The 14,173-nt window shown below is 38.2% G+C and carries 19 protein-coding genes; 10 read left to right on the top strand and 9 right to left on the bottom strand.

What is annotated here, in order from left to right; translation table 11 throughout:
• Positions 1–110: 110 nt before the first annotated feature.
• The 3 genes from tyrS to ACYT32_RS11370 all read right to left on the bottom strand — a co-directional run bounded on the left by tyrS (position 111) and on the right by ACYT32_RS11370 (position 2,111).
• A complete protein-coding gene (tyrS, locus tag ACYT32_RS11380) occupies positions 111–1,367 on the bottom strand; it encodes a tyrosine--tRNA ligase (RefSeq protein WP_035444630.1) in 1,257 nt (418 codons plus the stop codon).
• Between the two features lie 107 nt (positions 1,368–1,474).
• Positions 1,475–1,798, bottom strand: a complete 324-nt coding sequence (locus ACYT32_RS11375) for a helix-turn-helix domain-containing protein (RefSeq protein ID WP_461793455.1) — start codon at positions 1,796–1,798, stop codon at positions 1,475–1,477.
• A gap of 58 nt (positions 1,799–1,856) precedes the next feature.
• On the bottom strand, positions 1,857–2,111 hold the full coding sequence (locus ACYT32_RS11370; protein ID WP_004466204.1) for a hypothetical protein: 255 nt from the start codon (positions 2,109–2,111) through the stop codon (positions 1,857–1,859).
• Positions 2,112–2,917: 806 nt separating this feature from the next.
• Between ACYT32_RS11370 and ACYT32_RS11365 the strand changes: the two genes are divergently transcribed.
• Together ACYT32_RS11365 and ACYT32_RS11360 are read left to right on the top strand one after the other, a co-directional pair.
• Positions 2,918–3,717, top strand: a protein-coding gene (locus ACYT32_RS11365) for an IS5 family transposase (RefSeq protein ID WP_461793454.1) whose coding sequence is annotated in 2 segments (ribosomal slippage) — positions 2,918–3,188 and positions 3,188–3,717 — 801 coding nt in all. Because the reading frame shifts where the segments join, the coding sequence is not laid out codon by codon here.
• A gap of 239 nt (positions 3,718–3,956) precedes the next feature.
• Positions 3,957–4,496, top strand: a complete 540-nt coding sequence (locus tag ACYT32_RS11360) for a TetR/AcrR family transcriptional regulator (protein ID WP_461793453.1) — start codon at positions 3,957–3,959, stop codon at positions 4,494–4,496.
• Between the two features lie 132 nt (positions 4,497–4,628).
• On the opposite strand, the gene ACYT32_RS11355 is transcribed toward ACYT32_RS11360, so the two are convergent.
• The 6 genes from ACYT32_RS11355 to ACYT32_RS11330 form a co-directional block, all read right to left on the bottom strand.
• Positions 4,629–4,865 carry a DUF5776 domain-containing protein gene (locus tag ACYT32_RS11355; RefSeq protein ID WP_004466207.1) on the bottom strand — a complete coding sequence of 79 codons (237 nt, stop codon included), beginning with the start codon at positions 4,863–4,865 and terminating at the stop codon, positions 4,629–4,631.
• A gap of 32 nt (positions 4,866–4,897) precedes the next feature.
• Positions 4,898–5,697, bottom strand: a protein-coding gene (locus ACYT32_RS11350; RefSeq protein ID WP_428896944.1) for an IS5 family transposase whose coding sequence is annotated in 2 segments (ribosomal slippage) — positions 4,898–5,409 and positions 5,409–5,697 — 801 coding nt in all. Because the reading frame shifts where the segments join, the coding sequence is not laid out codon by codon here.
• A gap of 106 nt (positions 5,698–5,803) precedes the next feature.
• Positions 5,804–6,190, bottom strand: a complete 387-nt coding sequence (locus ACYT32_RS11345) for a hypothetical protein (protein WP_461793452.1) — start codon at positions 6,188–6,190, stop codon at positions 5,804–5,806.
• Positions 6,183–6,503: an acetyl-CoA carboxylase gene (locus ACYT32_RS11340; protein WP_461793451.1), complete on the bottom strand. Its 321-nt coding sequence runs from the start codon at positions 6,501–6,503 to the stop codon at positions 6,183–6,185. The genes ACYT32_RS11345 and ACYT32_RS11340 overlap by 8 nt, the downstream gene beginning before the upstream one ends.
• Positions 6,496–7,797 (bottom strand): Y-family DNA polymerase, encoded by a 1,302-nt coding sequence (locus ACYT32_RS11335; RefSeq protein ID WP_461793450.1) that lies wholly within the window; start codon positions 7,795–7,797, stop codon positions 6,496–6,498. The genes ACYT32_RS11340 and ACYT32_RS11335 overlap by 8 nt, the downstream gene beginning before the upstream one ends.
• A gap of 241 nt (positions 7,798–8,038) precedes the next feature.
• Positions 8,039–8,116 (bottom strand): putative holin-like toxin, encoded by a 78-nt coding sequence (locus ACYT32_RS11330; protein WP_076661461.1) that lies wholly within the window; start codon positions 8,114–8,116, stop codon positions 8,039–8,041.
• 154 nt (positions 8,117–8,270) lie between these two features.
• On the opposite strand from ACYT32_RS11330, the gene ACYT32_RS11325 reads away from it, so the two are divergent.
• The 8 genes from ACYT32_RS11325 to ACYT32_RS11290 form a co-directional block, all read left to right on the top strand.
• Positions 8,271–9,257, top strand: a complete 987-nt coding sequence (locus ACYT32_RS11325) for an FRG domain-containing protein (protein WP_461793449.1) — start codon at positions 8,271–8,273, stop codon at positions 9,255–9,257.
• 105 nt (positions 9,258–9,362) lie between these two features.
• A complete protein-coding gene (locus tag ACYT32_RS11320) occupies positions 9,363–9,956 on the top strand; it encodes a recombinase family protein (protein WP_461793448.1) in 594 nt (197 codons plus the stop codon).
• A 92-nt stretch (positions 9,957–10,048) separates the two neighbouring features.
• On the top strand, positions 10,049–10,855 hold the full coding sequence (locus tag ACYT32_RS11315) for a ParA family protein (protein WP_216749088.1): 807 nt from the start codon (positions 10,049–10,051) through the stop codon (positions 10,853–10,855).
• 13 nt (positions 10,856–10,868) lie between these two features.
• Entirely contained in the window at positions 10,869–11,117 is a 249-nt protein-coding gene (locus ACYT32_RS11310) for a ribbon-helix-helix domain-containing protein (protein WP_216749087.1), read from the top strand.
• Positions 11,118–11,719: 602 nt separating this feature from the next.
• On the top strand, positions 11,720–12,823 hold the full coding sequence (locus tag ACYT32_RS11305; RefSeq protein ID WP_461793469.1) for a replication initiator protein A: 1,104 nt from the start codon (positions 11,720–11,722) through the stop codon (positions 12,821–12,823).
• A 219-nt stretch (positions 12,824–13,042) separates the two neighbouring features.
• Positions 13,043–13,324: a type II toxin-antitoxin system RelB/DinJ family antitoxin gene (locus tag ACYT32_RS11300; RefSeq protein WP_461793447.1), complete on the top strand. Its 282-nt coding sequence runs from the start codon at positions 13,043–13,045 to the stop codon at positions 13,322–13,324.
• Between the two features lie 46 nt (positions 13,325–13,370).
• Positions 13,371–13,556: a hypothetical protein gene (locus ACYT32_RS11295; protein ID WP_010620892.1), complete on the top strand. Its 186-nt coding sequence runs from the start codon at positions 13,371–13,373 to the stop codon at positions 13,554–13,556.
• On the top strand, positions 13,553–14,173 hold a 621-nt coding region (locus ACYT32_RS11290), incomplete at its 3' end, for a zeta toxin family protein (protein ID WP_461793446.1). The genes ACYT32_RS11295 and ACYT32_RS11290, both read left to right, overlap by 4 nt.

Genomic DNA, 14,173 nt, shown 5'->3' with positions numbered 1-14,173 from the left:
ACATGATTTTTTAAGCTACTTAATAAGTTTATTGAACCCATATAAATAAGGGGATAACCGATATCGGTTATCCCCTTATTATGATAAATTTCTTATTAAATTCTTATCTTTTAATTTGTAACTCGTGCAAGGAAATAGGTTTTTTTCCCACGTCGAACAATGACAAACTTACCCTCAAAATGGTTAGTCGGATCAACAATATGTTCCGTATCTTCAACCTTTGACCCATTAACAGTAATTGCTCCGTTGGTTACATCCTCCCGTGCCTGACGCTTGGACGGCTCGATCTCCGTATCAACTAATAAGTCCACAATATTCTTGGGATCAGATTTAATTTCAACACTTGGGGCTTTGCCAAATGCATCTTGTACTTCCGCAACATTCAATTTTGTTATATCACCAGAGAAAAGAATGTCGGAGATTTTTTCAGAAGTGGTAAGTGCTTCCTGCCCATGCACAAAGCGGGTAACTTCTTCTGCCAATCTTCTTTGTGCCAATCTTTCTTCAGGATGCTCTTTTACACTCTTGGCAAGTTCTGAAATCTCGTCTTGACTTAGAAATGTAAAGTACTTTAAGTATTTTACAACATCACGATCATCCTGGTTCAGCCAGAATTGATAAAACTCATACGGGGAAGTCTTCTTAGGATCTAACCAGATAGCTCCACCAGCAGTTTTACCGAATTTAGTTCCATCAGCTTTAAGCATTAACGGAATTGTTAATCCATAAACTTGGGTTTCAGGACCTTTAATCTTATGAATCATATCAATACCAGCTGTAATATTACCCCATTGATCAGCTCCACCAATTTGGAGTTGCACATTGTATTTTGAGTAAAGTGTCAGAAAATCAACGGATTGTAATATTTGATAAGTAAATTCGGTAAATGAAATACCAACGTCCAATCGGCTGGCAACAATATCTTTTGCAAGCATCGTATTAATGTTCACCAATTTACCATAATCACGTAAAAAGTCTAAAAGAGAAATCTTAGACAGCCAATCATAATTATTGACGAAGGTGATATTTGAATCACCACCAAACAAACGCTTCATTTGTCTAGTTAAGGCATCAACGTTGTGTTGCACCTTTTCCATTGTTTGTAGTTGACGTTCAGACTTTCGCCCACTAGGATCACCAATACTCCCGGTAGCTCCTCCAATGAGGATATATGGATGGTGACCTGCAAGTTCAAAACGTTTCATCATCATAAATGGAATCAGATGACCAATATGCATACTATCACCTGTTGGATCAACGCCACAGTATAGCGAAATACTATTGTGCTCAGTCAAATTCTTTAAGCCTTCAGCGTCAGTTTGCTGGTTCACAGCACCCCGCCACTTTAATTCATCAATAATGTTCATTACCATTGCCTCCGATTTGTAGTAATTTTTTTACCAATACACCATAAACATAAACGTTACTTGTAAACGGTGTCAACCGGGGAGTACCATTAACTTCCTAACGGTACTCACAGATTCTCATTTACGGAGGACTTGTTGTCATAATTGCCAACCTGTCTATCCTTAAATAATGAAAAACTGGCAAGGCGTGAAGCTGGGGTGGATATAGTTCGTGATGAAAGATTCTCCGCGGCTTCTGCTTCTGATAGTCCAGTTACTTGTTCCATTCCCCGTATCGTAACAACCAGCTGTTTGCCAAATTTACGGATGGTACCTTCAGGAAACTTCTCTGGGCTTTTACGAAACATTTGCCGTACATAATCATCAGCCTTATGCCATCTGCGAGCAGCCTCTGTGGATGACATAACGTCCCGATCATTCAAATCAATCATTACTCTCACCTCATAAAATTATTTTAAGAATATTGATCCAATCCAGAATTCAAATGTATTACTTGAATTCGTTGTCAGACCCTTTCTTAATTACAGCTGCAAATTTTGAAGCCAAATTATTCAACCCAATGGTTAAAGATGCGACCATTACGAAAACAATCGACCCAGATAGTAAATCAACATTTGACCAATTAGAGATTATTAGTATAATAAACAATGGAGTAAAGAAGAGTAAAGCGATTCCATCGCTAAGAGATAACCTTCTACGTTTAGTAACTAATTCAGATACCTGTTGTACTTTGACATTTTGCATAAAAAGGAGCTCCTTCCTGAATTTTAATTCATTGTAATTAATTTACAAGCTTTATTTGCTTAGTGACTTGTTGCAAGATCCATCTTATGACCACATGTAGCGCAAGTTACCTTACCATCATTACTTTTGTTGAATACGATATCATTGCATTCTGGGCAATGAGTCGTTACATCGATTGATTTCATAGTATGACCTTCTTCCTTTAGGAATCCATATGGCAAGTTTGATTAGTTTGCACTAATGATTGTGTGACCACACTCAGCACAGGTTACCTTACCGTCATTTCGTTTGTTAAAAACAATATCATTGCATTCTGGGCAATGGATTGTTACATCGGTTGACTTCATAGCTCTTCGCCTCCATATTATTTATTCATCAAAAAAAGCGTCACTCCGTTAAATTGCTTAACGAAGGGACGCTTTTTTACGCGGTACCACCCTAGTTCAAAATGTTTAAACAAACACTTTGCTCTCAGATCTTCGTATATCGTCAAAGCGACCGCGTATCAAACTTTTGTATTTCGAACAATTACCCTGCGTAGTTTTCACCAGCCACTACTTCTCTAAACTCTGAGGTAATTATCTACTGATCTTTTAAAAGTTTATTTACGATTAATGTTGTAACTACACTAACATGAGTAAATTAGAATTTCAAGTGTTTTCTTTTCTTTGTCTCAAAAAGATTTAATTTGAAATAAATGTTTTTCCTCATCTCGGTGATTGAAATTAATATAAGAACGTGTTTGGATACTTTGACATTCGATTTGATTTTAGTTAAATTAGATCAAAAACAGGAGTTTTTAATCCATGAAAAGCTTTGCACACCATTATAGTAGCGACATCTCTCGTGAACAATTTGAACTAATCCGGACAGATCTAGAAGGCATACGGAAGCGGACTAAGCCAAGAAAGGTTGATTTATATGATATCTTTTGTGCCCTGCTTTATACCTTGAAAAATGGGTGCGTTTGGCGCGATTTACCCAGTGATTTTCCTAAATGGGAAACCGTCTATTATTACTGGTTACTTTGGACTAAAACGCCATCTCCTGCTGGTATCACTCCTCTGGATAAGGTTTTAAAAAAATTGTCAGCCAACATCGGTTGGCTCAGAAGCGTTCAGTTTATACATCGTTCATCATTCTAGATGCTCAAAGTGTCAAGAATACCGATCCTGCTGAAAGTAGCGGCTACGATGGTGGTAAAAAGGTGAGTGGGATTAAGCGCCATCTTGCTGTAGATATCAATGGGCTGCCGATGGCAGTCCATGTGACAACCGCCAATGTTTCTGAGCGTGATGGCGCCAATGCGCTACTGGCGTTAAACAAATCACAGTTTGACCTGGTTCAACGAGTAATGGCCGATGGTGGTTATACTGGTAACAACTTTGCTCAATCAGTTCAGGCAATGATTAACGCTGAAGTCATTATTGCTAAACAGAGTGACCTTATGCACGGTCAAGTGACCCCGCAACGCTGGGTTATCGAACGCAGTTTTAGCTGGCTAGGAAAATATCGGCGCCTCTGGCGCAATTGTGAGCGAAAGCTGAACACCAGTAAGATGATGATTAGCTTAGCCTTCCTGCGAATACTCTTGAAAAGATTCTAAACACGTTCTAAAACATTGAGTGTTGATTGTCAACACAAAGATCCAAAATATTTTAGCTTGCACGAAAAGCACGACAAGAAATTGGGGGTTGTAACGTTGGTCTAGCAACTCTTAAGCTTGTTCAAAACACATCCAACAATCTTCACTTTATCTGCTATAAATTGTCTGTAAGCCAATCAAGCCCTATTTCGTCTTTTAAATCAATTTACGTCGGTTGCATCAATAAGGGGGAACCCACTGTGAAAGATCAAGCCATAATAGATGCATTTATACGCATTATCATGAAAACTAACTACTCACAAATTACCATTAAAGATATTACTCGTGAAGCTGGGGTATCGAGAACTTGCTTTTACTGCTTTTTCGATAACAAAGAATCCGTTGCCAGAGAGGCAGCATTTTCATTTATTACAACTTCTTTGGAATGTCTTTCGATCAGTTTGGCCGATAGAAATACAATCAATAAACAAGTCATTGAAATTGGTGTTAAGCCTATACTCAGCCATAAGGATGAGGTTCGACGCTTGCTTTCAATTAGCTCTGCTCGATATAGTCTAACCAATGATTTTCAAAAACGATTGAAATTAATCGTTGAAAAACAAATTCATTCCTTTAAGTGCATGATCCCAGAACGTCGTGATTTCCTCGCAAATTTATTTTCTTCTAGTGTGATTTCCGGAATCAGTTGGATCGTGAACCAACAAGATATGGATACTAAGAGGGTTTCTTCACTAATTATTGAATATTTGTCAAATAGTACTTGGAAAATTCTTAGATGAATAGCAAAACATCTTTTCTATTTAATTCTGTTGAATAAGCATTTCAAAACTGTACAGTATAAACCTGTGCTTTTATCCAGACCAAAAAAGATCCTCGGCAAAAATGCCGAAGATCTTTTTCTATCTGAAATCTTACTTGATGACCTTTACATACTTCGAATTACCAGTGATATAACCACCAATAACTCGATATCTCAAAGCACCGGTCTTATTAACATCATGACGATTTGAATAATCATAGTTCTTAATCTTAATTTTCGAACCCTTTTGGAGATGTTTATTCTTACCACTCAAATTAACCGTCTTATAACGATTAATGGATTTCTTAACCGGCACATAGCGAACCTGTTTGTGCCGACCCACGTTCACCAGCTTACATCCACATCATTCTCAGAAGCTGTTTAGTATCTTTTAAGAAGTAACCTGATAAAAGCTAACGAAACCATCATGAGACTAGTGTTGAGCTTACGCTCACAGTTACGCCATAAACGGTGATAATTTCCCAACCAACTAAATGAACGTTCAATGAGCCACCGTTGGGGGATAACCGAAAATTGGTGTAACTCATTTCTTTTAACGACGATTACCTTGGCTGACGTTAAACTGCTAATCTCATTAGCAAAATTTTGGCCGGTATAACCACTATCAACCATTATGGTTCGAACCAATTTAAACTGCTCTAAATTAAGGGTAACGAGTGCAATCGCCCCGTCACGATCAGTGATGTTAGCCCGGGTAATATGGATCGCTTGCGGGAATCCATTGATGTCGACGGCTAAGTGCCGTTTAATCCCCGAGATCTTCTTACCACCATCGTAACCCTTATTTTCAGCGGTAGCGGTGTTCTTGATACTTTGGGCATCTAAAATGACGAACGAAGTTCGTGCTGATCGCCCTTGCCTTAATCTTCGATCAGCGACAATTTTTTTAAAACCTGAGTTAATAAAGCTGGTTTATCAGGGGTGGGGGCTTTCGACCAATTCATCCAATAGTAGTAAACAGTGGACCACTTTGGAAAATCAGCCGGCAAATCACGCCAAGTACAACCATTTTTAAGGACATAGAGCATGGCACAGAATATATCATAAGGATCAATGTGATTTGGATGAGTTCGTTTTCTTGAAGCTTCCAGATCCTGGCGGATCAAATCGAATTGTTGCCGAGAAATATCGCTTTGGTAATGATGACTAAAATGTTGCATATGATCACCAACTTTTTTGACAGTAGTTTATCAAATTATTTGGTCAAAATCAAAGATACTAAACAGCTTCTAAGATGCTCATGCAGAAAGACGGCGAGCTGGTTTTTTATAGCTTCTCCGTCTTTTTGTACGCTACATTGCGAATTTCTTGTAGTGGAATCAAACGATCAGCGTCAATCACAATATCATTAGCATTGTAACCATGGATCAAGGTGGTGATATCTGGCAAATAACGGTTGTTTTGGTCAACCGTTTTTAATTGAATGGTCACTGGTTGCTGACGCTGATATGCGTCCGCCAATACCTCGGTAATTACTGCTAAGGATTGTTGCGGTCTTGGAACGTATATTTCATTCAACTGCTGGTTCTGTTGGTTTAAAGCGGTAGTATGATCGGATAAATAGAAGCCCTGCCATTTCATCATGCCCCGGTCATGATAATCGTGTTCAAAAAAATGCTTAACCGTGCCTAAATCAAAGTCTTGGTTACTCAAGTGGCACCCGCTTTCGTTGAATTAGCTTTTGACTTGCCGGCCACCGTTCTCCTGTAAAGCCGACAAATTCCATCGTTAGCTTTATATCTTGTCGTAATGCTTTTAACAACTTTTCTAAATCAGCTAAATCGTAGTGTGCTAATTTATGTAAGGGAACGGATTGCAAGCGCTCATTAGCCCGTTGACTGTTAAAAAACAGATTATAGGTCTGATCGTAGGTGTCATTAGTCAACATTAACCAATAGCGGGTTTGGGGACGCCGCTTAAACAATAAGGTTAACCGCCCCTTAATAATCTCGATATCGCTATTCATAGCTATTGCCTCCATTATGTCCGCCCACTAGTGAAGCCCGCTTGATAGAGGTGCCTCCCTTTAATAAACTGGTCGCGTAAACTAGTTTGGTGAACCCAAATTGCCGGTGAATTTCATCAATCACCTGGTTTAACCGGCTATGGCGAATTTGGTTGCGCGGGGTTTCAAATAAATTAAGTTGTTGGCCGGAGTTGACACTTAGTTTACTGCTATAAACACCAATATTCCGGACAGCTTGACCGTCCCAATTCTGACGGAATAACCACAATAATTGTTGCGTCAAAACTTGATTATCGTTAGTCGGGTCAATTTTTAAAGCTTGGTGAAAGCCACCGCGGCCATCTGATTCGGCTGCGGTATAGGAAAACCCAATGCTTAGCGATAGACACCCCGCCAGTTTATGGTGGTGCCGAAGCCGCGCCGCCACCTGTTCACCAATTTCTTTAATGACCGTTTCAATTTCGGCTTGGTTAAAATAGTCCCGTGGCAATACTTGCGAATTACCCAGGCTAGCTTCTTTAACCTTAGTTGGTTCCGTGACTTGTGCGCGATCAATTCCCCAGGCCGTAGCAAATAATTGGCCACCAATGACGCCAAGTTGCTGTTTGAGTAAATAAGGGTTGGTGTGGGCTAGCTCATACATATTGTGAATTTGAAGCCGGTTCAAACGTTTCGCCATACGGGGGCCAATCCCCCAAACGTCCGTTAATTCAGTAATTGACCAAATCTTATCCGGCACCGTTTCGTAATGGATTTCACCGATCAATTCATGATTATGTTTAGCGTAAAGGTCTAAGGCTAATTTAGCTTGCACCGGGTTGTCACCAATCCCCACGGTGGTATACAAGCCTAGTTTTTGCCGAACTGTCTTTTGAATCAAGCGTGCCACTTCGCGAACGGAATTGCCAAACAGCCGCCAAGTATGGGTCATATCAAGAATGCTTTCATCAATTGAATACGGCCAAACCTCTTTTTCGGTGGTAAATTGATGAAAGATCTGATTGATCTGCAAATTACGTTGAATATAAAGGTTCATGCGCGGTGGCACGACCCACAACCTGGGGTCATTTGGTAAGTCACGTTTACGGGAGACATTGGCTTTAAGATGAAATACATGCTTAGCTTCGGGTGACGTGGCTAAAATAAGCCCACCATTGGTGTTTTCAGCTTCACTAAGGACCACTAAGGGGACTTTTAAGGGATTAAGCCCCCGGGCAACGGCTTCGCAACTAGCATAAAAGGACTTGTTATCGATTAAGAAGAACACGCCATGCGGTTCATCATCAAAAAACATTTAGATCACTTCCGTTAGCTTTTACCTGTATTGTAGCATATAAAGCAAACATGTGTTCCCTAAAAACTGCTAGAAAGCTGATTAAAAATAGTCGAAAGTCCATTACAGTCATGCTATAATGTAGACAGAAAAAGGGAAGCCCCGCTGATAACAGGACTTCCCATGTAGAGCCGTTTAAGACGGTGGCAAACTTAATAGATTAGATCAAAATAATCCATCTGCTCGCCAAAGCTAAGACGGATTATTTTTTTTGCTGACTTTTGATCAGCTCAACAATTAATGCGATTAAGGCCACGATAAACGTACCGAAAGCCAGCATTAATTGTAAAGCGTCCGCAACGGACAATCAGGCTACTCCTTTCGTTAGGATTTATGGGCTTTAAAGGTTTAACACCATAAGCACCACCTCCGATCGGAAATAGCCACCGCCTTAACTTCTCTACAAGCTTTAATTATACAGGAGGAAGAAAATATTGGCTACGTTGAAAGAAATCATTTCAGAAGCGAAAGTTAATAATGATTTTATTTATCGAGGTTGTGCATATGAATCCTATGATTTAGTTCCGACCCTAGCTAGAAAGCTAGGAGCCGGAAAGCTAAATCAAGATATAAGTTTTGGCCAATATGATATTTATGCTGCTATTGTAGAAAATGCAGCTAAACGGGGATATAGAGAGGTTAATATGAATGGAAACTCAAACGAACTTTCTCAGCATTACGGGATAGACACTAGTTATCTTGACTGGAGTTATTCTGTCTATGTAGCTCTATATTTCGCTTTTACAAGTTATCTTAAGAAATTTGTTGATGAAAATATTTTGAATCGGCCAATTGATGCTTGTAAAATGCATTGTCTTAGAGACGACTTCAACAAGCACAAGTATTGCATGTATAAACTTAATAAGACCTTATATGATGAGTTAAAGAATCAATATCCTAAATTACCGCTGATAGTATATGATACAGATCACAAAAACGAAAGGATGAAATCACAACAGGGGCTGCTATCTAGCATAGATACGAATAATGTGGCGCAAGGTTCTAAGATTCAAGATTCTCAAATTCAGATAATAGTTGACTGGCTTCATTCTAACAACCCCAGTGATTCTTTAGAAAAAAAAGACAATAAATACTTATGGAACAACGAAACTTTCTTAGAAAAAATAACCTACAAACTACCGCAAAGGGATCGAAATTATTTACAAAAATGTTTAAAAGAAAACGGAGCCATCAGCACCAAATTATTTCCAGATTTTGAGGGTGTAAAAAAGAACATAGAGTTTTCAGAAGATTATAATATTTTGAAAGATTGGGAAATTGCCTATCAAGAAGCTTCTTTGCATTCAAATTTTACAGCCCCAGAAGATTTATCAAAAATGGTAAATGGAGATCAGAACGTTATAGATTCAAGATTAAATACAGATCAGCTAAAGGAAGGTGAATTTTTTCTTTTTCGCTAAGTTAGTTCAATGGCCATTAGGGTATACCCTAGTGGTCTTTTTTATTTCTGTGCTATACTAGGAATTACAAGTGTTCATTAGAACTGTCCAAAAGGAGAATTGGAAATGGCTAAAATCGGTTATGCGCGTGTGAGTTCCAAGGAGCAACATTTAGATCGACAGCTAGCGGCCTTAAAAGGCGTTGATAAATTATTTACGGATAAATTAAGTGGAGCTAACACTAATCGGCCAGAACTGCAAAAAATGCTGGCCTATATTCGTGAGGGTGATATTGTCCTGGTCACTGAATTAGATCGCTTAGGCAGAAACAACCAGGATTTGACTAAGATCATGAACTCCATTCAAAATAAGGGTGCCACCCTAGATGTATTGAATTTACCGTCCATGACAGGAATCGCTGATCCTAACTTACGGCAACTGATGACCAATTTGATTATTGAACTCTATAAGTATCAGGCCGAAAGTGAACGTAAGCGAATCATTGAGCGCCAGCAGCAAGGGATTGCCTTAGCTAAGCAGCAGGGTAAATATCATGGGCGCAAACCCCAATACACCCAAGACGATCCCCGCTTGCAACATGCTTTTGAGCTTTACGAGGCAGGCATGAGTGATGTCGATGTTGCCCGTAATACAGGAATTAAACGGACAACCTTTATCAGGTATCGCAAGAAATATAGAATCTTTAAAAATGAGCTTTAAAAATGAGCTAATTGCCAGCTTAATTATTTAATAAATTGTTTATTTATTTGTCTACTAATGATATAATTAAGCTAGATGAAGGAGGTATCAAGATGAAGATTATTACTTTTACTGCTATCAAGGGTGGTGTTGGTAAAACAACCTTGACTTTAAATTATGGTGATTGGTTAGCCAAACATGGTAAGAAGGTTCTATTAATAGATTTAGACCATCAGTGCAATTTAACAACCGTTTTTGAAAAGACACGACGAAACAATACCATCGCTGAAGCGTTTAAAGAAAATGACAATGCTCAAAAAGTAAGAATTGACAGTGTCGGACCGAATCTAGATTTAATAGCCGGTTTTATAGACCTAGATGTTTTAGGAAGTTATCTAGAAAATAACAGTAACAAAGAAATGATGTTGTTCATGTGGTTTAAAAACAACTCCGATTCATTAAGCTTAACCAACTATGACTATATCTTAATTGATACGCACCCAGATTTTAGCACCATCACAAAAAACGCTATTGCTATCAGTAATTATCTGCTTAGTCCCATTACACCCAGTGAACATGGCTACAATGCCAAGTTTGACCTAGAAACACGACTCGAAAAATTTAGAAAATCACTTTTTGACTATCGAACTGGCGAAACTTACGTTGACGCAAAGCTTTTCTTTATCGGTAATATGATTAGACATAATACAAGCATGTCTCGCGATTTGCTAAAACACATAGAAGGCGATGAAACAGTCGCAACTATAATTCCCGAAAGAGAGCTCTTTAATAAAGCTACTGCAAGGCACGCTTCAATATTTGAATTAGCCAATCATGATGAATCCATTTTAAAGCAAAATCAAAGGTTCATAGAACACGCCGATCATCTTTTTCAAGAATTAGCAAATAAAACCAAGTAAGGAGAGTTAGATTATGAGTTTAGATTCATTCAACCATAAAAAAGACAAAGAAATGAGAGAAAGTTACGAAGCTACATTGAAAGACAACAAGAAAGATGCAGTCGCATTTTTGAAAAATATTAGCCGAAAGGAAGTAGAGCGTAAGCGATCAGTGACCTTCTCAATTACTGAAAGTCAACTTAAAAAAATGGATACGGCTGCCCGAAAAAACGGATTTAAAAATCGTTCAGAATTCTTAGCTTCAATCATAGATGCAATTTAGCAACTAAATAAATAAATAATTAATCAAGCAAATAAACACGCAATTTATTTGCTGATTAATTTGTGATTAGGTAAAAACTAGTAAAGTGCACTAAACCAAATACGGTTGCCTGTAGGTAAGCGCTATGCTAGACTCAGATTAATTTAACAACCGAATAAATAGATCAAGCTAAACAGAAAAATCCCCAATTCACGAGGAATCGGGGATTTTAGGTTTAGCAAGTAGCTAACAGGGAGCTACTTAGATTCAGACGATTTAGACCGCCAAGTTAAAATCGTCTGAACATTGTTCTTAATTTGTAGGTTAATTATACCGCAAACCAGTCCTATGGGACAAGTGAAGGATAGTTAAAAACAAATTAAATCCAATGGGCTAAGTGGCTAACCAATGCTATTTAGTCCATTTTTGTTGTTAGAAATTAAAAAAAGTTGCCGTATGGGCAACCCAGAATAGACACATGCCGGTGAATTTACAAAGCCGATCACGTCCAATGTTCGCTTTGTAATTCAGTTAAAGCATATCAGATTTGTATTTTAAAACAAGTCAGATGTTTTAGCAACTCTCTTTAAGACGGTGTGTGTCAGTTAAGAAAGGGAGCTTTTATTATGGATCAATCAAACTTCAACTTTACAAATGCTAAAAGGGCCTATGAAGTAAAGTTCTACGCTTTGCCGCAGATCTTACTCCAAGGGGAAAAATATAAGGATCTTAGCGATAGTGCCATTTTACTTTATTCGGTGTTACGCGATCGTCTAAGTTACTCACTAAGCAATAATTGGGTTGACGAAAATAACAACGTATATTTCATATACACAAACAATGAACTAAAAGATTTACGAAACTGGTCAAATAATAAAATCAATAAGATTAAACACGAATTAATGGACGCAAACCTTTTGTATCAAAAACATATGGGTTTTAATCCAAGATCAGGCAAAAACGAACCAAATAGATTATATTTGGCAGATTTGGAAGTAACAGCAAAAGACGTTTATATTAAGCGAGAACCAGAAAAATCGTTTGAATCCCTTGATACAAGCGGACTTCTCAAAAAGAGAAACCCGCATGATACCGTTGAATCCCTTGATACAAGCGGACTTCTCAAAAAGAGAAACCCGCATGATACCGTCTCTTACACGTCTGAATCCCTTGGTACAAGCGGACTTCTCAAAAAGAGACAAGATCTAGACTATACTAACAATTTAGATACTAATAGATACAATATAGATACTCAAAAGTTGGACTTTTCCACAGCCAATTTTTCACCAGCTGAAATTGAAGCCCAAAATCGGGATTTAGTAAAACATGCTGATGAGTTCTTAACTGACGAAGATAATGGTTTGCCGGTCTTCTTAGAACCAGAAGCAGTGCAACTACTTAGCTTTTGGTGCCGCACCCCGCAACAAATGCGGCGCTTTATTGGCATTATCATAAACGCTAAATATGCTGTTGAAAAAGAACATAAAGATTTAGGCGTATGGATTATATTAGATGACCCTGATTTAAAAAAAATGATGACCAAAACATTAAGACGCTATTTTAATGCCCTAAGAAGCGATGAGAAACATATCAAGAATGTTGAGAACTACCTGTACGGCACCATGCAAAACCTATTTGGTGTTTGGTGGAACCAACAAGCAGCTAGAGAATATGCGGCCAAACACCCCGAAGAACAGAACACTGACAATGAGCGCTCTTGGAATTAAACGGCATCTAAGCTCATCTAAGCCGTTTTAAACAGATAGAGCATAATTATATTAAACGAGTTTTAAAATGCGCGTACGGGCATTTTAGGAACGTTGTATAAGTGCCATTGCGGAAAGGACAGCAAACTTAAATTCACAACTTTTAAAGAAGCAGGCTAATTGAGATGGTACTCAAAGATTAGTATAATGTGAGTAGTAATAAAGGGGGGCGAGAAAATCATGGCAGTTAAGGAAAAGAAACGCGTACAAGTCCAGATTGACAAAGAATTGGCAGATAATACCGAAGCCGTTTTAAGCCAGTTAGGTCTAAACCCAACTACCGCGATCAATATGTTTTATAAGCGGATCGTAGCTGACGCAGCATTACCGTTTAAACCAGCCCTGAGCGAAACCGAAAGAGCTAATTTAAGCCTTTTAAAGGCTACCAAAGAGACACCAGTAACAGAGTTCAAAGACGCTAAAGAAGTCGCTGATTGGCTCAATGATCCAGATGAGGACTAATGGCTTATCAGATTAAATAAATTAATAACTTGGAAGTGTGATGCACATGAAAGATACAATCACAATTAATGACTTTTTTGAAATTGCCAAAGAAACTGATTTAAAAGATTTACTTGATAAGTCATTACATGAGCCAGATCCAGAAAAGCGCAAAGTATATGACGCTTTATATACCTACTTTTTAGATAAAAGGCAAGATGAGGTTATTAAGCGAAAGGACTTTGTCCGTTGATAGATAAACCCCAATATATAATTGTTGCTGGTATTAACGGAGCAGGAAAAAGTACGCTATACGATACATTTCCCATCTTGTTTGACAAAACAAAACGGATTAACGCTGATGAACTTTTAAGACAAATGGGTGGCGATTGGCATAAAGATAGTGACAACTTAAAAGCCATGAAAGAAGAAATCAAACAACTACACTATGCTTTAGATCACCAGCAAAGTATTCACGTAGAAACAACACTGGCAGGTAGAGGCAAAGCTCAACTCAATTTGATTGACAAAGCTCACAAAAATGGCTTTGAAGTGACTTTATTATATGTTGCTTTGCGAGATGAAAATTTAGCTATCCAAAGGGTCAACGAACGGGTACAAAAAGGTGGGCACGGTGTTCCAGTAGCAACGATCAAGAAACGTTATCAGCAATCCAAACATAATTTGCCATTAGTGGCCTTTAAATCTGATAAGGTCATGATCTATGATAATAGCGAAAAGTTTACCTCTGTTTATGCAAGAGAGAAGGGACAAGTTTTTAAGAACGATTTGAGGCATTTTCCTTGGATAAACCAAAATATTACTTATCCAGAAAAGGTGCAAAAGCAGTTACAAAATTTTGCAGATCAA

The organism is Companilactobacillus sp. FL22-3, from assembly GCF_054881455.1.
The sequence above is the reverse complement of the archived record's forward strand: the minus strand, read 5'-3'. Positions and strand labels throughout refer to the sequence as shown.

Excerpts from the sequence above, each read along its gene's own strand:
- tyrS (WP_035444630.1), bottom strand. The coding sequence starts at position 1,367 with ATGAACATTATTGATGAATTAAAGTGGCGGGGTGCTGTGAACCAGCAA.
- ACYT32_RS11340 (WP_461793451.1), bottom strand. The coding sequence starts at position 6,503 with ATGAATAGCGATATCGAGATTATTAAGGGGCGGTTAACCTTATTGTTT.
- ACYT32_RS11335 (WP_461793450.1), bottom strand. The coding sequence starts at position 7,797 with ATGTTTTTTGATGATGAACCGCATGGCGTGTTCTTCTTAATCGATAAC.
- ACYT32_RS11320 (WP_461793448.1), top strand. The coding sequence starts at position 9,363 with ATGGCTAAAATCGGTTATGCGCGTGTGAGTTCCAAGGAGCAACATTTA.
- ACYT32_RS11310 (WP_216749087.1), top strand. The coding sequence starts at position 10,869 with ATGAGTTTAGATTCATTCAACCATAAAAAAGACAAAGAAATGAGAGAA.
- ACYT32_RS11375 (WP_461793455.1), bottom strand. The coding sequence starts at position 1,798 with ATGATTGATTTGAATGATCGGGACGTTATGTCATCCACAGAGGCTGCT.
- ACYT32_RS11330 (WP_076661461.1), bottom strand. The coding sequence starts at position 8,116 with ATGCTGGCTTTCGGTACGTTTATCGTGGCCTTAATCGCATTAATTGTT.
- ACYT32_RS11300 (WP_461793447.1), top strand. The coding sequence starts at position 13,043 with ATGGCAGTTAAGGAAAAGAAACGCGTACAAGTCCAGATTGACAAAGAA.
- ACYT32_RS11315 (WP_216749088.1), top strand. The coding sequence starts at position 10,049 with ATGAAGATTATTACTTTTACTGCTATCAAGGGTGGTGTTGGTAAAACA.
- ACYT32_RS11295 (WP_010620892.1), top strand. The coding sequence starts at position 13,371 with ATGAAAGATACAATCACAATTAATGACTTTTTTGAAATTGCCAAAGAA.
- ACYT32_RS11370 (WP_004466204.1), bottom strand. The coding sequence starts at position 2,111 with ATGCAAAATGTCAAAGTACAACAGGTATCTGAATTAGTTACTAAACGT.